This window comes from Aequorivita todarodis, assembly GCF_028561335.1.
Taxonomy (GTDB): domain Bacteria; phylum Bacteroidota; class Bacteroidia; order Flavobacteriales; family Flavobacteriaceae; genus Aequorivita; species Aequorivita todarodis.
In genome coordinates this window covers 190,629-211,345 of sequence record NZ_JAQQTG010000015.1, presented here as the reverse complement: position 1 = coordinate 211,345, position 20,717 = coordinate 190,629, and the positions used below count along the sequence as shown (strand labels likewise).

Below are 20,717 nucleotides of genomic sequence, written 5' to 3'. Positions count from 1 at the left end.
GCAACCGCCGGATCCGGGTTGAAGTTTGCCGTTAGGTGGTGGCGCACCTGGACGGCATTGCCATAGACCCCAGTTCGGGTCTCGGCCGTCATCGGGCTGCCCAGTACCATAAAATATCTGGGCTCCAGGAATGGAGTGATCTTTCGCACGGTGATGCTGCCGTTGTTGGTTACCGTTGCATCATCATCTACCTGAACCAAACTGCCTTCGTGGTCAACAAACAAAGTGCCATCAACTACGATGTTGCCATCAACCTTTACATAATTTCCAGCACCAATGGTAAGGGTTTTTCCAGCTTCTATTACAAGACTGCAAGCGTCTATATTTCCGTTAACCGCTGTATTATAATTATCGCTTATCACAACAGATGAGGAAGCGCTTGGAGTTCCATTGCTCCAACTTCCCGATATATATTCAGTAGTTTGATTACAACTATTGAATTTTCCGGTAAACATGCCACGGCCATAGGTGGCAGCGAGGATCGTACCGTCAGTTTCTTTATAATCAAAGGACATTACTTTTACATCGCTCATACCATTTTGTGATTGGGTCCAGTTTGGACTTGACGCTGTCCAATTTTCCGTTTTCCATACTCCTAAGGCAGTTCCTATAATTACCTCATCTATATTCGATGGGTTCTGGAGAATACATTTTACTGGAAGGTCTGGCAAATCTCCTTCTTTGCTTACCCAACTGCTTCCACCATTACTTGTGTACCAGATGCTATTTACTCCATAATTATGAAAGGTTACCATTATATCGTTCTCGGTCGCTCCATAGCGAATATCTGAAACTGCACCTACTTGTCCAGGCATTGAGATATCTGTCCAAGAAGGAGTGGTATTTACGTTATCCATTCTTATTATTCCTCCCAAAGCGGTACCTATCAAAAATCTATTGGAGACATTTGGAGAGGCCACAAAGAAAGTGGGAATGGTATTGAGCAGACTATTGGTTAAGGTGGCTTTTGAAAAAGAAGGTCCCGAAGGGTCTATTGCCCAACGGTAAATCCGGTAAGTTGAACCGTTGGTCGCATTTGAAAGCAAAATATTTGTATCGCTATCGAGGCCACACTGATTCACAAAATCTCCCGTATCGTCGGAACCGGGGAAATTGCCTATATACGTTCCACCAATTGTTATATATCTGTAATTATTATAAACATAGGACGAGATCATATATTGATCGTCCTTATCAATAAATGCCCAACAGCCATCACCACCGGTAACTTCATTTGAAGAATTGATGCCCGGGGCAGCATTCAATATTAATTGGGAGCCGTTATCTTGGGCACCTGCCAATAAAATTTCGGATGAACTATTTTGGTTGATGGCCCCTTTGTAGAATTGTGTTACGGCATAACCATTATTTCGGGAAGTAGTAGTGGCACCCCCATTATTGCTATAAAAAACACCTCCGTCATTTCCAAAGATAACCCGGTTTGGCATTCCCGGGGCAAAAGCAATTCCATGTTGGTCTGCGTGGACCTCTTGAAAACCAAAGCCGCCGTACCAATGTGAAAACTGGCTCCAAGCATTTCCGGAATTTGTAGATTTAAACAAATCGATTCCTCCAACGTACAGGGTATTGTCATTGCTTGGGTCCACTCCTATCATTAAATCATAAAAACTTTGGCCTCTCGTAAAATCGGAGGCGGGAATTCCAGTATCAGCATCGTTAGGCTGTACTAATGAAGTTGGGGCTGATGCAAAGGCATTTGTGGTTCGAAAGATTTTTACCGGATTTCCAGAATCGTTCGAATCCTGCACCAAAGCATAAATTTTATTTCCATTTTGTTTTGAACAGGCCAGTTCCACCCTATTGCCAGTTCCCAAATTTCGCACATTGACCCAGCCGTTTCCATCATTCTTAAAAACATATCCTCCTCCAGCTCCGTAAACATTTCGTCTGGTGCCCATCCACAAAGAACCGTCTCCCGCAATATCAAAATCGTTAGGACAATAATAATTGGACGAAGCCTGAAATACAGAAGTGGTAAGCCTGGTAAAATTAGTTCCGTCCGTACTTTTATAAAGGCCTACAGCATTTTGTCCTAAAAATGTCCAACCTGCACCACCCGATCCTGAAATTACTTCTTCTCCGTAAATAGTTGATCCGGCTCCAAAATAAACTTCGGTTTGATTGGTTGCCGGATTGTTCCAGGCAATTACATCCTGTACGAAGGCAATTCTATCTGCCAGTGCGTTGCCGCCCGTATAAAGTTCAAACCAATTTTCACCGCCGTCGGTAGATTTGTATATACCATTTCCTACTACATCTCCAGCGGTGTAAACCTCTCCAGTGCCCAAATACATGATTTGTTGATTATTTGGATCTACAGTGATAGACATAACGGAAAGATTTCCCGGAACGCCTTCTACTCTTTGCCAAACAGAAGAAGGATTCGTAATATCATTATTTACCCAAAGACCACCACTCACACCACCGGCAAAAACTTTGGTAGTGCTACCAGGGGCAAAAATTAAAGAATGCGTTCTCCCGCCCACATTATTTGGACCCCGCTCTTCCCATACATTGGTCACATCGCCGGGAGCTTTCATGGCACTATTGGTCTTCAATTCCTGCTGAAGTGCATATAATCTTTCGGGAGCAGGGCGAAGTAGGTTGGGATCACTGGTGTATAAATATTCTTGTTCAAAAAATTTATTGGGAGGCAACCCTTGGGCTTTACGCTCCTCTTTTGACATGCCCATCGCTTTTCTATAGGGATGGTTCATCAAGAAGTCTGAATACTTTTTGGCAATATTAGACTGTTCCGTTGCAGCAAAGGAAGTATCAGATTTAAAAAATGTAGTTCCCGTAAATAAAAAAAAGCAAACCAATACCGCAAAAAACAAAGTAGCCAGGAACAAATACGATTTCGATTTTAAAAAGAAAGGTAATTTTGAAGATTTCATAATGATATAATTTGAAACAGTTTGTCCGATTAAAAAACATATTAGGTCCCTACGGATAATTTTCTGAGTCGTTATCTGTTGATTGCCAATATTTTGTCTCGCTGGGGCAGAATACCGTTAGGCATTCCTTTTATCGAACAACAATGAATTAGAAACAATAAATTTAAGCTTTATAATTATGACGAAGAAGAATCATTATAGGAAATGTTCAAGATTTTAACGTTTGAACTGGTTTATTGATAAAAAAAACCGCTTCAAAATAAATTAAAGCGGTTTTTGAAAAATTTGTATGGATTCCTTAATTATCCTCCAAAATCATCGAAACGAATGTTCTCGTCCGGAATTCCGAAATCCTCGCCCATTTTTTGAACGGCTTGGTTCATCAATGGTGGGCCGCAGAAATAAAGTTCTATATCTTCCGGGGTTTCGTGATGGCTCAAATAATTGTCAATTACCACTTGGTGTATAAAGCCCACAAAACCATCGCCGGCCTCGTCGTGAATATCTTTTTTTACTTTCCAGTTATCTTCTTCCATCGGTTCTGAAAGTGCCAAATAGAATTTGAAGTTCGGGAATTCATTTTCCAATTCTTTGAAATGATCTAAATAGAAAAGTTCTCTTTTGGAACGTCCTCCATACCAATAGGTAACTTTTCTTCCGGTTTTAAGGGTTTTGAAAAGATGGTATAAGTGCGAACGCATAGGTGCCATTCCAGCTCCCCCGCCCACGTAAAGCATTTCGGCCTCGGAAGGGTTGATGAAGAATTCGCCATAAGGGCCTGAGATAACAACTTTGTCTCCTTTTTTACAATTGAAAATATAAGAAGACGCAATGCCGGGATTAACATTCATCCATCCTCCTTTTGCACGATCAAACGGTGGGGTGGCAATACGTACGTTCAGCATAATTTCACGTCCTTCCGCAGGATAGGAGGCCATGGAGTATGCTCTTTCCACAGTTTCGGTGTTTTTCATTACCAAGGGCCAAAGTTTGAATTTGTCCCACTCTTCCTGAAACTTGTCTGGCCGTTCGTGCTCTTCGGGATGGGCAGTGATGTCCATATCTTCGAACTTTATTTCACAAGGCGGAATTTCAATCTGTATATAACCTCCGGCTTTGTAGTTCATGTCCTCAGGAATTTCAACTACGAATTCTTTAATGAACGAGGCAACGTTGTAATTTCTAACCACGGTAGCATCCCATTTTTTAATACCAAAAACCTCTTCGGGAATTCGGATATTCATGTCCTGCTTCACCTTTACTTGGCAAGAAAGGCGAACGCCCTCTTTTAACTCTTTACGTGTAAAGTGCGGTGTTTCCGTTGGCAATGCCTCGCCTCCGCCAGAAAGTACGTGACATTCACATTGAATACAGGTTCCACCGCCACCACAGGCAGATGGAAGAAATATTTTTTCACCTCCTAAAGTAGATAGAAGTGTTCCTCCGCTTTCTACTTCAATTACTTTTTCATCGTTGATCGTAATTTTTACGGGACCAGATGGCGAAAGCTTTTGTTTTGTAAAAAGTAATAATGATACCAATAGCAAGGTTAAGACCAAAAAGGCGATGACCGTTACTATAATAACTCCAAGTGTACTTACTGCTAAAAACATATTATTGCTTCGTTATAGTTGAAACTTCAACCGTTTGTGCGGTTTCTATATTTTTCTTTTGAATATCTTCGGAATGGACCCCTATGTTTTCAGGGTTTGAATCCAATGAGGGGGTTTCTTCGTCGCCACCTGTCAACATTCCGCCAAAGCTCATAAAACCAATGGCCATTAAGCCTGTAATGATAAATGTAATTCCCAGACCTCTTAAAGGTGCTGGCACGTTTGAATAGCGTATTTTTTCACGAATGGCGGCAATGGCCAAAATAGCCAAGAACCAACCAATCCCTGAACTAATGCCGTAGTTAAGCGCCAATCCCAAGGTAGGGATCTCTCTAGACTGCATAAACAGCGAGCCTCCTAAGATTGCACAGTTAACGGCAATAAGGGGAAGAAAGATACCCAAAGAGTTATACAGCGAAGGCGAAAATTTTTCAACTACTATTTCTACCAACTGGACCATAGTGGCAATAGTTGCTATAAAAAGGATGAAGGAAAGGAAACCCAAATCGTAAGATGCGTATTCCTCGCCCAACCATACCAAGGCTCCGTCCCTCAAAATATATTGGTCGAGCAACCAGTTAATTGGCACTGTAACGGCCAATACAAAAATAACCGCTGCGCCTAGACCCACAGCTGTTGACACTTTTTTAGACACAGCCAGATATGAGCACATTCCAAGGAAGGTAGCAAATACCATATTGTCTATAAATATCGATTTAAAAAATAACTCTATATGTTCCATTGTCTCAGTAATTCAGTGCGTCAGTAATTCAGTAATCAGTATTCAGTTTGCAGTTTGCCGTTGCAGTAAGACTGGCTACTGCGTACTGGAAACTGCGTACTGGCTATTCTTCTATTAATTCTTTGTTCCTTGAGCGTTGTACCCAAATAATAAGACCGATAACGATCAGTGCCATTGGCGACAAGAGCATAAACCCATTGTTTTCATAGCCTATTGCATATAAACCGGTTTTTGATATTGGATCGCCCAATACCTTGAAGCCCAAAAGCGTTCCCGAGCCCAACAATTCTCTAAAGAAACCAACTATTATAAGGATAAGCCCATAACCGGCGGCGTTACCTACACCATCCAGAAACGATCTCCACGGGCCGTTACCAAGTGCAAAAGCCTCAAAACGCCCCATAATGATACAGTTGGTTATAATCAGACCAATGAAGACTGATAATTCCTTGCTCAAACTATAGGCAAAAGCCTTCAATATTTGATCTACGATAATAACCAGCGCAGCTACTACTACCAATTGCACGATAATTCGGATTTTTGAGGGAATAATATTTCGCATAAGCGATATTACTACGTTGCCAATTCCCAAAACAAATATTACCGAAACGGCCATTACGATAGAGGCTTTAAGCTGGGCGGTAATTGCCAATGCAGAACAAATTCCCAGAACCTGGATGGTAATTGGGTTGTTGTCCGCCAACGGATCTAAAATTAGCTTGCTGTCTTTTTTTGATAAAAGTGCCATAATTTATTGATTTAAAGATTTTAGATAAGGCAAGTACATTCTAATGTCCTTTTTTATCATAGCCGTTACACCATCGCCTGTAATGGTCGCTCCGGCAATGGCGTCAACCTTATTGTCGGTTTTGTTCTCGTTAATGGGGTCGTTATTGCCCTTTGCTACGGTAATGCCTTTAAAAGCGTCTCCATCCATTATGTTTTCGCCTTTAAAATCGTCCATAAAATAGCGCTGTTTAATTTCGGCACCCAGTCCCGGGGTTTCACCTGCGTGATCGAAAAAGACCCCTTGTACAACCAACGATTTATCCAAGGCTACAAAACCCCAAATGGCATCCCAAAGCCCTTTTCCCCTCATAGGTATTACATACAGCGTTTTCCCATCTTTTTCGCCAACAAACAGTGGCAATCTGCGCTGGTAATTTGGATCCTTTGCCTTGGTTTCCTCCTTTTTAATATCTATTAAATAAGCCTCTGGGTCTTCAGTTACTTTATCGCCCTGGATAACCAACTGCTTTTTAATATTTGCCGCAAACGCCTCTTCCACTTTATCGGTAGAAACGAAGGTAACGTCGCCTTCGCCCTCATTTTCGTTTATACCCATTGCGTAAAGGATGTTTTGCATTTTTTCAAAACGCTCGTTCAGTGTAATCTTACTCTTTAGTCCTTGAGCAACCCCGGCCAAAAGTGATCCCACTACAATAACCATAATCACTGAAAAGATAATGGTGTATGAGTTTTTATCTGTGTACTTTGCCATGGTTACGCTGTTTTAGCTTTTAAACGTTTCATTCTCTTCTTAATATTTCCTTGTACCACATAATGATCTATGGTTGGTGCGAATACGTTCATCAACAATATTGCAAGCATTACCCCTTCCGGATATGCTGGGTTGAATACCCGAATCAATACCGATATAAACCCAATGAGAAAACCATAGATCCATTTGCCTTTATTGGTCTGCGATGCCGTTACGGGGTCTGTTGCCATATATACAATACCAAAGGCCAAACCACCAATAATTAAGTGGTGCCAGTAGGTTTCGCTCATCAGTCCGTAGAAGCTGCTGCCCTCTTTAATCCATCCCGCATCTACAACGCCATTAAAGATAAGCCCCATAGCCAGCGCGCCAAGTACGGCGGAAAGCATAATTCGCCAACTTCCTATTTTGGTGAATATCAAGAATAGCCCGCCAAGCAGGATAAGAAAAGTAGAGGTTTCGCCCACGGATCCTGGAATAAAGCCCCAGAACATATCCCAAACACTATAAATAGGTTCATGATTTTGGGCCAAGCTTCCTAAAATTGTTTCCCCAGAAATAGCATCGGGCTGGCCGGCCATAGCTTTTGCACCGTGTACCCATACTTTATCGCCACTCATCCAGGTTGGATAGGCGAAGAACAAAAAGGCACGTATGGTAAGCGCCGGGTTCAGGATGTTCATTCCCGTTCCACCAAAAACTTCCTTCCCGATAACCACTCCGAAGATTACCGCAACGGTAAGCATCCAAAGTGGAATATCAATAGGAACAATAAGCGGCACGAGCATTCCCGTTACCAAATATCCCTCTTCTACCTCGTGGCCCTTTATTATTGCGAAAATAAATTCCACGCCAAGACCCACTACATAGGAAACGATTACCAACGGCAGTACCGTCCAAGCTCCCAAGATAAAATTATCCCAAGTAAAGAAATTGCCCAAAGGATCCAATCGCAATGTATGGTCAATTGCAGCATAATGCTGATACCCCGCATTGAATATTCCAAAAATCAAACACGGAATAAGCGCCATGATCACGGTGTTCATCGTACGTTTTAAATCGTCTGCCGAACGCACGTGCGAACCGGAATGCGTAGTTTCATTCGGAGTATATAAAAAGGTATGCAGTGCGTTGAAGGCAGGGGCCATCTTGGTGCCTTTGTACTTCTCCTTTAGCTTATGTAAATTCTGTTTCAATCCCATAGCGATTATCCTATTTCTTTATACATTAAATCAAGACCGTTCCTGATGATTTGTTGGTGTGGCTGCTTGCTCACGCAAACAAACTCGGTAAGTGAAAAATCCTCCGGGGCCACTTCATACATTCCCAAAGCTTCCATTTGGTCCAAATCCTGAACCATGCATGCCTTTAGCATTTGCATCGGGTACATATCCAGCGGGAAGACTTCTTCGTAAATACCCGTTACCACAAAAGCACGGTGCTCCCCGTTGGTATTGGTATCAAGATCGTATTTTTTGTTCGGCATTAACCAAGAAAAGGTAAGCGCTCTTGAAGTTGAAATTTTATCGAAAACGGGTTTGTTCCAGCCAAAAAGTTCGTAATCGTCCCCTTCCGGAATCACGGTTACGGTGTTGCTGTAATAACCCAAATGTCCTTTTGGGGAAATCTTTTTCCCTGTTAGCACATCGCCACTGATAACGCGAACGTTTTCATCTTTCAGTCCGGAGTCGTACAAAAAGGTTGCCGCTTCGGAACCGATTCGGGTTTTATAATATTTTGGAGTTTTTACTTCGGAACCGGAAAGCGCGATGATGCGTTCTGGGTTGAATTTTCCCGTAAGCAACAATTCCCCGATAATCACAAGATCCTGTGGGGCTATGGTCCAAACAATTTCGCCTTTGTTAACGGGGCCTAATTTATTTATCTGCGTACCCACATTTCCAGATGGGTGCGGCCCAGAAACATTGTGAAGCGAAATATCCTTCAGACCTTTAAAAGGCGAGCTTCCGTTTTTGTCAACCCCAACGTGTACTTGCCCCTTGGTAAGTTTGCTAAGCGCCGTTACGGCAGCCTGCAATTCCTTTTCTTTTCCTTTTAAGGAAAAATCCAAGTCGTTTGCCAAGGGCGCCGTGCTGTATGCCGAAATAAAGATGTCTCTCGGTTCCTGCTCCGTATCCGCAATAACCGCATAGGGGCGCTGCATAATGAACGGCCAGCAGCCGGACTCCAGCAAGTGGCTTTTAATAGCCTCGGCACTTGCGGTATCTGGGCTCAACATGCCAAAATCCTTAAAAGTATCCTGCGGATCTGCCTCAATGATGATTTCTGTGATTACGCGTTTCGCGCCGCGTTCAATTTTGGTAAGCGTACCGCTCACTGGCGAAACAAACTTAATAAGCTCGTTGCTCTTTGAGAAGAAAATGGTATCGCCCGCTTGCACTTTTCCACCTTCACGAACCACCATTTTTGGGGTTATAAGATGAAACTCGGAAGGTCTTATTGCGAAAGTTCTGGATCGTGGGGCGCTGGAGAGTATTTTTTCTGCTTCACCCTTCAATTTAATGGTAAGACCTTTTTTAATCTTAATGTCTTTGGACATAAATATGGATATTAATAATGCCTTTTTAATACCCTTTCGCCCCTCAAAACAAATGCGTGGGGAATAAGGGCGTGCAAATTTATAAATTAAATATACCATTGCACAATAAAAGGGTATAATTTTCTATGTTAAAAAGTAGTGGGGGCTATTTTAAAATGTTTTTAAATTAGGGAGTGGATGGCTACGAAAAAGAATCGATTTTGAAAATTGCCTTCCCGAAGGCGGGATTCGAACAAAAGGCAATGAAATAGTATCGCATTTTAAGAAGTTAAAATAAGAACCCAAGTGTTAAACCCCAAACTGGAAATGCCGCGGAAGGGCTGAGAAAATGGCCGTTTTTATTTTATATTTGGAGTTAAATAATAGTTCGCAAATTATGGTATCAGTGCAATTGCTGTGCTTATACCCAACCCTTGCAGCCAGATTCAAAAACCACAAAATGAATAGATTCACATTAATATTCGCTATTATTTTATTGCTTTCCTGCCACACGGAAAATCAACCCGAACCGCCCCTCAATTCTTCACATATAAAATATTTTGGATTTACGTTAATTGACACTTATTGGGACGACCCAACCGATAATCAACCGAAAACAAATTACATTGACGAAGTGTTCGGATTCTCAAATGTTGCCGATATTTTGGTTGTGGATCCTTTCGATACTATTGTTTCAAGATTGACGGCGATGAACGATTTACAGGTAAAAAGCATTTTGCATTTATCGGAGATATTTTTTGAACTGGTGGGCACTTCAAGTCCTTCCGGTGCCGAATATGGATTGCGAACGGACTATCGATCGAGATGGGACGAATTTATAAATACTAATAATCTGCAGGTCAATAACGGTATGGTACAATCATTTTACATTGGGGAAGAGCCAACCTGGAACGGAATCTCATTTTCGGAATTGAAATCCGCAACCGATTATGTGAAGTTGACGGTGCCAGAAATTCCAATAATGATCATTGAGGCTTATCCAATAATCGACCAACTGCAAGTGCCAACTTCGGTGGATTGGGTGGGTTTTGACCACTATTTTGTTAAAGACCCAAAATCGGATGTTGATTATTTGAACGAATTGAATAATCTAAAATCAAAGTTTACGAATGCTGACCAAAGATTGGTAATTATTATGGATACCCATTATATCAGTTCATTGCACGGAGATTTTGGAGGAATCGCATTAAATGAAATGGACCGAGTAGCCAATAGTTATTATGAATTGGCAAAAGCGGAACCGAAAACCATTGCCATATTGGGTTACTTTTGGCCAAGTGGTTTTGACAGCCCAGCATCAATTGGCGCGAGAAATATGCCCGAAATCATAAAGGAAAATTATATCCGAATAGGAAAGGAAATAACAAATAAGAATTAAAAAATGGGCTGCAATAGATTAAGGGTTTCCAAATTAAAAAAACGCACAAATCCCAAAACGGTTCCCGCATTCCCAAAAACCCAATGGAAGGGGCACAAAATTTGTTTATATTAGCTTTTTAAAATCTTGTTATGTCAAAAACACTTGCCACCTCCCTTCTTGTATTGCTCATCGCCTTTCCTGCCTTCTCGCAAATAATTGAAAAAGTAGAACCCCCGTACATCAGTACCATCCAGTTCAGCGGTGGTACAGATCAAAGCCAACTGCCCATAATAAACTTGGGGAGCCGGCTAACACTTTCTTTCGACGCGCTCAATGGCGATGAGGAAGATTACTATTATACCATAACCCATTACAATTTTGACTGGACACCCACAGATCTTTCCAAAAGCGAATACCTGGACGGTTTTGACGATGTGCGCATTCAGGATTACCAAAACTCCATAAATACCCTGCAAATATTTTCGCATTACCAGCTCACAATCCCCAACCGCGATACCCGGGAAATTAAAAAAAGCGGCAACTACCTGCTCAGTATCTTCAATAGCGATGGCGAACTTGTATTTACCCGAAAATTTTTGGTCATGGAGAACATTGCAAAAGTTGGGGTAGAAATAAAACGCGCCCGCAACCTGAAAGTAATCAATGAGAAACAGGTGGTCCAGTTCAGTATAAATTCACCCGACCTGCTATTGATAAACCCAAAGCAAACCGTAAAAACCCTGGTGCTTCAAAACAGTAACCTAAAAACCGCCATTACAGATTTGGTCCCGCAATACACCATGGGCAACGAGTTGATCTATAGGTACGACACCGAAGCATCCTTTGGCGGCGGCAACGAATATCTTGCCTTTGACAACAAAGACGAGCGCTCCGCCACAAACGGCGTGCGCTCCATAGAACTGACGGATGTTTACGAAAACTATCTTTACACAAACATCCCACGATACGACAGACCCTATACCTACAATCCCGACTTGAACGGGAATTTTCAGGTCCGCAATGTAGATGCCCGAAACCAGGACTTGGAGGCTGAATATGTGCGCATGCACTTCAACCTTCAATATTATGACGATCTGGGCGATAAGGAACTTCACATTTACGGCAATTTCAACAATTGGACCATAGACGGGAGCACTTATATGAAATACGACCCACAATCTGACACCTACCGCAATACCCGTCTTTTCAAACAAGGGTACTATAACTATAAATACGTAGTGGTAAACCGCGATGGAAGTATTGATGAAGGTGCCGTGTGCGGCGATTTTTGGCAGACCGAAAACGATTATACCGTGGTGGTCTATTTCCGCGATTTGGGCGCGCGATACGATCGCATCATCGGGGCGGGCTATGCGAATTCTACAACCATCAACAACAATTGATTCATCAGGATTTAAGTTGAAGCGATGCTTCCTATTTTCAAATGGCAATGAAACGCAAAAAAAAAGAAAATTTTAGGGGAAGAATATCATTGCAATATCGCGGCACGAAATGTCTAAACTGCCAGCATCCTTTAGACATAAGCGATATTTATTGCCCCCATTGCTCACAGTTGAACAGCAACAAGCAGCTTTCGGCAAAAGATTTTTTCGCGGAATTCCTCAGCAGTATCCTGGTCTATGATTCGCGTTTGCGGAACACCCTGAAAGATCTGTTGTTCCGACCCGGGGTTATAACCCGCAATTACGTAAACGGACAACGGTTAAAATATGCCAATCCGTTTCGGTTCTTTTTGAGTATATCGATCATCTATTTTTTATTGCAGGGTTTTATCAGCTTTTTTAATTCATCAGAAGAAAATATATTGAGGCTTGACATTAAATCTCCACGGGAGGCACCTCTGGATTCGGTTTTCGCGGATCAATCTCCCGGTATTTTCGCATCACCTTCTCGAATTGATTCCATTAAAGCAACCCAACTTAGTCTTCCCTTTTATTTTTCGGAAGCTGAACTTAATAATCTACCATTTCTTGACAGACAAACCAAAAGGATGTCCTTGTATTTTGCCTACTTTTATCGCACCAAAGAGAAAAACCCCATTACGGCACTTAACTCTTTGAGCCACAATAATACGTTCAAAAACCGCTGGTTATATTCTAGGGCTATTACTTGGTATAACATTCTGTATAAACCTCAAGCTTTCGTAGATTTTATTTCAACTAAAATCCCTTTCTTCCTTTTCTTTTTTACCCCGTTCTACGCATTTTTCTTTTGGCTGCTCTATTCCCGAAAAAAATTCACCTATATGGAACACGTAATTTTTGTGTTCCATATATTCAGTTTTATTTTTTTGACGATGGTCATTTTTAGGATTCCGGAACTAATCGTGGGCTCGGATTTTTTTCAACCCATTTTATTCCTTTTGGTCGGTCCATTATATTTTTATCTGGCACTTCGGAAATTTTATAACCAAGGAAACTGGCAGACATTATTTAAATTTGTATTTTTAAGCATTATATTTTTTCTGAGCTTTGTAACGGCCACCGGCCTATTTGTGGCAGCAAGCGCAGCAATCTATTGAAAATGGTACAACAGGTAACACAAGGAATCAAGATTTCGGTAAAGACCGAATTTGACGGCACGTTTTACAAAAACCGTAAAATGCAGTATGCCTTTGCCTATACCATTACCATTGAAAACCAAAGTAAAGACACGGTTCAGCTCACTGCCCGCAGCTGGAAAATCAAGGATTCCCTGAACAATACCGAAATTGTGGAAGGCGAAGGCGTAATAGGCCAAAAACCAATCCTCTCGCCCGGCGAGAAACACTGTTACACCAGCGGGTGCCTGCTTTTTTCTCCTTTTGGCGCGATGAAAGGCCATTATAATATGGTCAATTTTACTACTACCCGAAAATTCCGGGTCTCCATTCCGCTTTTCAATTTGAGCGCTCCGTTTTCGATGAATTGATACCCTATTTCTTTAAAAACCATTTCCCTAAATATTTTAGAATAAAACTTTTGGCGCATCCACTATAATTATTGGAGCAGCGTACTTCCTGTGCTTCAAAAGTGTCAAACCACGCCACATTTCTTCAAACAAGTGCCCTTCAGTTGATTTTACATTTGTCCCAACAATTTTTAACAACACGGACCAAAAACGTAAAATCATGAAAAACCAAATTCAAATCAGTTCAAAATCCCGAATAGCATTAGACTCCATTTTAGTTTGTGCCGTTTTTCTTGCCCTTGTTTATATAGGCTATCAAAGTGTAGAAATCATGTATAGCCAGCTTACAGGGCAAATCGCATCAGAAATGAACCGATGGGCAGCAGGCCCAATAATTTCCAGATAAATAAGTATATAAAAAAGTTCCGCAGCGCGCAAATAGCTATGAGCTGCTATTTACTAATCTTAAACCAAACCATTATGAAACGTATTTTATTCGTATTGACAATTGTATTGATGTCAACCATTACAAACGCCCAAAAAGCCAATGAGGAACAAGAGCTAAAAAACCTAATTGGAACCCTACAAAAAGGGTGGAACTCGGCCAGTGGCGAAACCTTTGCCAGTGCTTTTGCAGAGCCCCACGACTTTATTGTATGGAACGGCTATTATTTTAAAAACAACACCGTTCAAAGCAATACGGAAACCCATCAGTGGATATTCAACACAATATATAGGGACACCCAACTTTTTTATGCAATTGACAAGATTAAATTCCTAAAAGAAGACATTGCCCTGCTTCACGTATTTGGCGCGGTGGCCCCAAAGGATGAGCTCCGCCCCGAAGATCCAGAGGTATTGATGACGATCATCGCAGAGAAAAAGAATGGCCATTGGAAGATTGTTTCGTTCCATAACCTCGATCTGGAAGTTTTTCAAAATGAAGGAATGCTAAAAGGTGCGCCAGTGCCCCCTTCCGCCATGTATGCTTCTTGGTATGCGGAAAATTCTAAACAATAAAACTTTTTAAAATGAAAAATTATAAAAATATAATTTACGCCCTTTGCGGTTTAAGCTTTTGTAGCGTTGTGGGAGGTGCCATTTATGAACATCTAAATATAGTCCCCCAATGGGTAAAGGCACCGCCGGCCTCACTGGCTATGCTTCAGGGGGAATATGGAGCAAAGCTTGAGGTTTTCTGGATGAATATTCATCCCATAGCATTACTGCTTTTCGCAATTACCTCAATCTTATTCTGGAAATCGCCAAGGAGGAGGCATATACTTATTCCTTTTGCAATTTATTTACTCGTCCTCTTGATTACCTCCGTTTATTTTGTCCCGGAACTTATGGCTATTTTTGAAACGCCCTATGCTACCACTATCGATCCATCATTGGTTGAAAGGGCGCACCTTTGGGAAAGCTTAAGCCATATACGGTTACTTTTTATTGCCATTGCCGCTGTTTATTTGCCATTGGGTTTAACAAAACCTGAAAAAAAGGCAGCAGAATAGAGTGAAAACATCCCATATTCTATTGAGTGTCTGTTAATTATTTAATAGACACTCAATATTAAAAATTCCATTTTTAGTATCTTAACTTTTTCAAATAAACAACACGCCAACCCATGCGATTTATTATAATTAATTATATCGCTTTTATTTTCTTCGGAAGTACCTTTCTTTCTGCACAATCGGAAATGAAAATTGACACATTGAACAGCTATGTAATCTCCAGCGATTACCCGATTCAAAATTTATTTTCAAAAACAAAGATTCTAAAAGAAAATACTGAAAATATTTCAATTGGCGATATTTTGAATTCTTCCCTAAAAAACAGTTTCAAACCCTTGGAAGATTCGGTAATTCACGACCAAACTACTATCTGGCTCCACCTGCCCATTTATTCACAAATAAATACACCTGAAAATTGGTTGGTATTAAAACGAAAAAAAGGCGATAGGCATGAATACGTAGCGGTACTCGATAGCGTGGAATTCTACTTCGTAAAAAATGATTCCATAAAAAAAATAAGCAGATCGGGGGTATATGTTCGGGCATCCCAAAAAGAAATACCAACCCCCGTTACCGTCAACAGGATTCCGGTTAATTTTAAAGAAGGCGAACGAGCTGACCTATATATTAGAATATCCGATAGAAATGCCATATACCCAATAATTGAACTTCGGAACGCTGCTGCTCCCTTGCCAATAAACCAAGAAGAGCAAACAAACCTATTGAGTCATTTTGCGATTATATTGGGCATTTATGTACTTAGCTTTTTCTTTTTCACAAAAGATCGTTCGTATCTTTATCTTTTTGGGTTCTTTATAGCCTTTTGGATACACTACCAATTATTGAATTCCACGCTTTGGCCCATTTCCATGTTTTTCCCTGAGCATCCAGAACGGATTGAGGTAGTATGGATCATTTCCACTACCCTTTCTGCACTTTTTTTATTGCAATTTGCACGAAAATTTACGGATCTGAAACAAAAACTCCCGCTGTGGGATAAAATTACTGTCAGTGTTATCTTTTATTTAGTAGTAACCCTGATACTCAGGCTTGTTATTTGGAAGTTTAGGCCCCAAGAACTCCCTAAGTCTGAGATGATTTTGGTCGGTATTGGTTTTTTGGCCATTCTGATAATTGTATTTAGGATCGCTTTTTACAAAGACCTCTTAATCCGTTACTTTGTCTTGGGAGTGGGCTGGATGATTTTTTGGAATATCTTGGGCATTTTATGGCAAACGGGGGTACTGCCACTTTGGGACGTACCCAACCCGTGGGTAATTGGGCAGGGTGGGTTTATGTTAATCCTTTCCCTTGCCATTGCCAGAAAATTGCAACTGAGCGAACGCGCCAAGGCCGAAGTGGAAAAGGTGCGCGAAATTGATTCGATAAAATCGAAATTCTTCACAAATATATCCCATGAATTTAGGACCCCGCTATCCTTGATTTTAGGGCCCATAAATAAATCCTTGGAAAATATACCCGCAGCAGAGGCCATTGAGGAAAATACCGAAGTTCCCGTAAAAGGAAAGCATTTAAAGGTAATGAAACGCAATGCACTAAGGCTTAAAAACCTGATTGACCAAATCCTGGAACTTTCCAAACTGGATCAAGGGCAGATGAAATTACAAGTGGCACAAGGAGATATCATCCAGTTTTTGCGTTCCCTAATTTTTTCCTTTGAAAGCTTAACGGAGCTCAAACATATTAACTTTCAGACCCACTTTCCCAAAACCATTGCAAACGCTTATTACGATCGTGACAAATTGGAAAAAATTGTGGTAAACCTGCTTTCAAATGCCATAAAGTTTACCCCGGAACACGGCAAGGTTTCGGTATTGATAGAAGATAGTGGCAAAGCTGTAAAAATTTCCATTGCAGATTCGGGGCCGGGAATAAAAGGTGATGAAGTTAACAAGATTTTTGACCGTTTTTATCAAGCCGAGGAAACCCAAGACCAAGGAACCGGAATTGGCTTGGCATTGGTAAAGGAATTGGTAGCATTAAATCATGGACAGATCAATGTGGACAGCACGGATGAAAAAGGTACCGTATTTAAAGTAATTATCCCCTATCATAAATCGAGTTTTCATGAAACCGAAATCTTTCAGGAGGCTGTTGAAAACACCCTTAAAAAAAGAGATCAAAGTGAATTGGCTTCGCAGGTTGATACTTTTTTCAATTTGGAAGATCAGGACCCAAACCTTCCCCTTTTGCTGATAGTTGAGGACAACCCGGACCTTCGCCATTTTATTGCGGAGCAGCTTGAAAAAGAGTTTAAAATAATCACCGCAAAAGATGGGAAAGAAGGACTCCAAATTGCAGAGGCACAACTGCCGGACCTTGTTATCAGCGATGTAATGATGCCAAAAATGACCGGGACAGACCTCTGTGAAGCGCTTAAAAAAGACGTAAAAACCTGCCATATTCCTATAATATTGTTAACCGCAAAAGCTGGGCAGGCCGCAAAATTGAAAGGCCTAAAAACTGGCGCCGACGATTATATAACCAAACCTTTTGACGGACACGAACTGCTCATCAGGTCCAAAAACCTCATTGCCCAACGCGAAACCTTGCGGAACAAGTTCACGGGCGAACTTAAAATACGGCCCACCGAAATTTCACTCAGTTCCATGGACGAACGTTTTATAACCCAAGTGATGGAAAAAGTGGAGAATAATTTGGAAAATGAATACTATTCGGTGGAGGATCTTGCAAATTCAGTGGGCTTCAGCCGTTCCCAACTGAACAGAAAACTCAAGAGCCTTACCAACAAATCGCCCAACCAATTAATTCGGGAATTCAGGCTCACCCGTGCCAAAGAAATGCTGGAGCAGAAGAGCGCCTCCGTTTCTGAAGTTGCCTATAGTGTGGGCTATTCCAATCTTTCCTATTTTTCAAAAAGCTATAAGGAAGCCTTTGGCGAACTGCCCAGTGAAACTTGAATATAAAACTTCTATAAAATTATGGTTGTTATAACCTGAACACTGACTAATGCGTACTGAACACTGACTTACTGATTTTCCCCTTTTGTAAATCCTCGTAGCGCATTTCAACAGCATCTCCCTTTTTAATAATCTGCGTAATGCTTTTTGTTTTTACGAAACCACGGTCCATAACGAGATTGCTGTTCAAATCGCCTTCGCCAGCTGTTTTGTGGAATTTTAGCAGTTCTTCTTCGGAAGGTTTTACGGTTTTCATTAAAAATTCTGAAAACCATTGTTCGCGCTTTTTCTTGAGATTTTGTGGATATAAGGGTGAAGAAGACCAGATTTGCGGCGCCAAAGGTTCTTCGGAAAAATGATACTCCGTTCCATCCCAAACCAATTGAAATAATTGTACTTCAGGATTCCATGCAACCAAAATTGCAGTGAAAGGTTCTATTTCGTTGAAGTCATAATTTTCAATTTCATCTTTTAGATTTTCTGCTTTCAAAAGATCCTTTACAACCAAACCCCTACTCTTTCGGTAAAAAGGTTTTCGTTCGTGTGCCACAAAACCGCCGTTCATAAGGGTTACGATTCTTTTCTTTTCACTTATGCCTATCCAAGTGCCTCCAGCTACGGCATCTTTTGGATAAAGTAATTTTACCCCACCTTCTTCATAGATTTCTGGTGGAAACGTTTCGCGTCCCGGAGCTTCATCGCGGTTTGATGTCAGTATAAAATCGTTGTCGGCTTTCGGAATAAAAGTGATTGTACACATTCTTTAAAGTTTACAGTTTTCAGTAGCAGTTTGCAGTCGGTCGCCCGTAGATCGTCGGTAAATCTACTGATTAAAATAAATTTTACACATAATCAGACAAGCGTTTTTCTTAAACGCAACCAAAAACTGCCTACTGCCACTGCCAACTGAACACTAAAAAAATTGTACCTTTGCAATCTTCATAAACAAAAAAAATAAAAAAGTTATGGGAAATGGATTTTTTGAAGTGCCAATCGCCGTTAACGAACCTATAAAAAGCTATGCGCCAGGTTCCGAAGAACGCGAAGAAGTACTTGAAACTTATAGAAAAATGTACAAGGCAAAAATAGAAGTGCCTTTATTTATCAACGGAAAAGAGGTTAAGACCAAGGAAACCGCAACGATGTCTCCCCCGCACGACCATAAACACGTGCTTGGAACTTATTATAAAGCTACAAAGAAAAATGTGGAAGAAGCAATTGCTTCTGCATTAGAGGCCAGAAAAAAATGGGCTGTAATGCCTTGGGAACAACGCGCCGGAATTTTTCTACGTGCCGCAGAATTGATCGCTGGGCCATACAGGGCTAAAATAAATGCAGCCACAATGCTGGGCCAGTCAAAAAACATCTACCAAGCCGAAATTGACTCTGCCTGTGAGCTTATAGATTTCCTTAGATATAACGTTCAGTACATGACTGAAATATATGCAGAGCAACCAAAATCTACCTCGGCAGCTTGGAACCGCATTGAATACAGGCCCTTGGAAGGCTTTATTTATGCCATTACCCCTTTCAACTTTACCGCTATTGCCGGAAATCTTCCCGCAAGTGCCGCTTTAATGGGCAATGTAGTTGTTTGGAAACCGAGTAACACGCAAGTATATTCGGCAAAAGTTGTTATGGACGTATTCCGTGAAGCGGGCGTTCCGGCAGGAGTTATCAATATGGTTATGGGCGATGCCGCCATGATTTCGGACACACTTATGGCAAGCCCAGATTTCAGTGGGGTTCACTTTACAGGTTCCACGGGCGTTTTCCAAGGAATTTGGAAAAAAATTGGCGACAACATCAAAAATTATAAAACCTATCCGCGCATTGTTGGGGAAACGGGTGGAAAAGATTTTATCGTTGCCCACAAAACCTCAAACCCAAAACAAGTTGCAACTGCAATGGCCCGTGGCGCCTTTGAATACCAAGGCCAAAAATGTAGCGCTGCCAGCCGATGCTATATTTCAAAAAGTATTTGGGAAGACGTTAAAAAATATTTGGTTGACGATATCCGCTCCTTTAAAATGGGAACGCCAGAAGATATGGGCAACTTTATAAATGCCGTTATCAACGAAAGCTCCTTCGACAAACTTGCAGGCTATATAGACCAAGCCAAAAAAGATAAAAACGTTGAAATAATTGCTGGCGGAAACTATGACAAAAGCAAAGGCTACTTTATAGAACCTACCGTAATCGTTACCAAAGATCCAAAATATACAACTATGTGTACTGAGCTTTTTGGGCCTGTACTTACCGTGTATGTTTATGACGATAAGAAGTGGGAAGAAACCTTGCATCTGGTTGACGAAACCAGTGAATATGCCTTAACCGGAGCCGTTTTCAGCGAAGACAGATATGCTTTGGAAGAAGCCGTTAAAATTCTTGAAAACGCCGCGGGTAATTTCTACATCAACGACAAACCTACTGGAGCCGTTGTTGGCCAGCAACCCTTTGGTGGGGCACGCGCCAGCGGAACCAACGACAAAGCGGGAAGCAAGCAAAACCTTTACCGATGGATTTCACCAAGAATGGTAAAGGAAACCTTCGTTTCGCCAACGGATTACAGATATCCTTTCTTGGGATAATCTTAATTTGAAAAAATGAAAAGCCTCGGTTCCAAATGGAAGCCGAGGCTTTTTTATGTTGCTGGA

The 20,717-nt window shown here is 41.3% G+C and carries 17 protein-coding genes; 9 read left to right on the top strand and 8 right to left on the bottom strand.

All coding sequences use genetic code 11. From position 1 onward, the window contains the following. The 7 genes from POV26_RS06045 to POV26_RS06015 all read right to left on the bottom strand — a co-directional run. Window positions 1-2,918: hypothetical protein (locus POV26_RS06045; protein ID WP_272855574.1), on the bottom strand; the 2,918-nt coding region annotated here is incomplete at its 3' end. 302 nt (window positions 2,919-3,220) lie between these two features. Beyond that, window positions 3,221-4,531 (bottom strand): NADH:ubiquinone reductase (Na(+)-transporting) subunit F, encoded by a 1,311-nt coding sequence (gene nqrF, locus POV26_RS06040; protein WP_272855573.1) that lies wholly within the window; start codon window positions 4,529-4,531, stop codon window positions 3,221-3,223. Window position 4,532: 1 nt separating this feature from the next. Continuing rightward, window positions 4,533-5,273, bottom strand: a complete 741-nt coding sequence (gene nqrE / locus POV26_RS06035) for an NADH:ubiquinone reductase (Na(+)-transporting) subunit E (protein ID WP_272855572.1) — start codon at window positions 5,271-5,273, stop codon at window positions 4,533-4,535. Between the two features lie 103 nt (window positions 5,274-5,376). After that, complete coding sequence (locus POV26_RS06030) at window positions 5,377-6,021, bottom strand: NADH:ubiquinone reductase (Na(+)-transporting) subunit D (RefSeq protein WP_272855571.1); 645 nt, start codon at window positions 6,019-6,021, stop codon at window positions 5,377-5,379. A 3-nt stretch (window positions 6,022-6,024) separates the two neighbouring features. Continuing rightward, complete coding sequence (locus POV26_RS06025; protein WP_272855570.1) at window positions 6,025-6,774, bottom strand: Na(+)-translocating NADH-quinone reductase subunit C; 750 nt, start codon at window positions 6,772-6,774, stop codon at window positions 6,025-6,027. A gap of 2 nt (window positions 6,775-6,776) precedes the next feature. Continuing rightward, window positions 6,777-7,976: an NADH:ubiquinone reductase (Na(+)-transporting) subunit B gene (locus POV26_RS06020; RefSeq protein WP_272855569.1), complete on the bottom strand. Its 1,200-nt coding sequence runs from the start codon at window positions 7,974-7,976 to the stop codon at window positions 6,777-6,779. Between the two features lie 5 nt (window positions 7,977-7,981). Beyond that, window positions 7,982-9,334 (bottom strand): Na(+)-translocating NADH-quinone reductase subunit A, encoded by a 1,353-nt coding sequence (locus tag POV26_RS06015; RefSeq protein ID WP_272855568.1) that lies wholly within the window; start codon window positions 9,332-9,334, stop codon window positions 7,982-7,984. Between the two features lie 439 nt (window positions 9,335-9,773). Here POV26_RS06015 and POV26_RS06010 point away from each other — a divergent pair, with 439 nt between their 5' ends. The 8 genes from POV26_RS06010 (at window position 9,774) to POV26_RS05975 (ending at window position 18,060) form a co-directional block, all read left to right on the top strand. Continuing rightward, complete coding sequence (locus POV26_RS06010) at window positions 9,774-10,712, top strand: hypothetical protein (RefSeq protein ID WP_272855567.1); 939 nt, start codon at window positions 9,774-9,776, stop codon at window positions 10,710-10,712. Window positions 10,713-10,843: 131 nt separating this feature from the next. Continuing rightward, window positions 10,844-12,097 carry a type IX secretion system plug protein gene (locus tag POV26_RS06005; protein ID WP_272855566.1) on the top strand — a complete coding sequence of 418 codons (1,254 nt, stop codon included), beginning with the start codon at window positions 10,844-10,846 and terminating at the stop codon, window positions 12,095-12,097. Window positions 12,098-12,144: 47 nt separating this feature from the next. Beyond that, a complete protein-coding gene (locus tag POV26_RS06000; RefSeq protein ID WP_272855565.1) occupies window positions 12,145-13,236 on the top strand; it encodes a DUF3667 domain-containing protein in 1,092 nt (363 codons plus the stop codon). Between the two features lie 2 nt (window positions 13,237-13,238). After that, window positions 13,239-13,625 carry a Co2+/Mg2+ efflux protein ApaG gene (gene apaG / locus POV26_RS05995; protein WP_272855564.1) on the top strand — a complete coding sequence of 129 codons (387 nt, stop codon included), beginning with the start codon at window positions 13,239-13,241 and terminating at the stop codon, window positions 13,623-13,625. A gap of 199 nt (window positions 13,626-13,824) precedes the next feature. Then, window positions 13,825-14,010: a hypothetical protein gene (locus tag POV26_RS05990; RefSeq protein WP_272855563.1), complete on the top strand. Its 186-nt coding sequence runs from the start codon at window positions 13,825-13,827 to the stop codon at window positions 14,008-14,010. 74 nt (window positions 14,011-14,084) lie between these two features. Beyond that, window positions 14,085-14,624: an SgcJ/EcaC family oxidoreductase gene (locus POV26_RS05985; RefSeq protein ID WP_272855562.1), complete on the top strand. Its 540-nt coding sequence runs from the start codon at window positions 14,085-14,087 to the stop codon at window positions 14,622-14,624. A gap of 11 nt (window positions 14,625-14,635) precedes the next feature. Continuing rightward, window positions 14,636-15,118: a hypothetical protein gene (locus tag POV26_RS05980; protein WP_272855561.1), complete on the top strand. Its 483-nt coding sequence runs from the start codon at window positions 14,636-14,638 to the stop codon at window positions 15,116-15,118. A 113-nt stretch (window positions 15,119-15,231) separates the two neighbouring features. After that, entirely contained in the window at window positions 15,232-18,060 is a 2,829-nt protein-coding gene (locus tag POV26_RS05975; protein ID WP_272855560.1) for an ATP-binding protein, read from the top strand. A 46-nt stretch (window positions 18,061-18,106) separates the two neighbouring features. On the opposite strand, the gene POV26_RS05970 is transcribed toward POV26_RS05975, so the two are convergent. Next, the gene (locus POV26_RS05970; protein WP_272855559.1) at window positions 18,107-18,820 is read right to left on the bottom strand and encodes an NRDE family protein; all 714 of its coding nucleotides are present in this window, start codon (window positions 18,818-18,820) and stop codon (window positions 18,107-18,109) included. 205 nt (window positions 18,821-19,025) lie between these two features. Between POV26_RS05970 and pruA the strand changes: the two genes are divergently transcribed. After that, a complete protein-coding gene (pruA, locus tag POV26_RS05965; RefSeq protein ID WP_272855558.1) occupies window positions 19,026-20,651 on the top strand; it encodes an L-glutamate gamma-semialdehyde dehydrogenase in 1,626 nt (541 codons plus the stop codon). Window positions 20,652-20,717 lie beyond the last annotated feature (66 nt).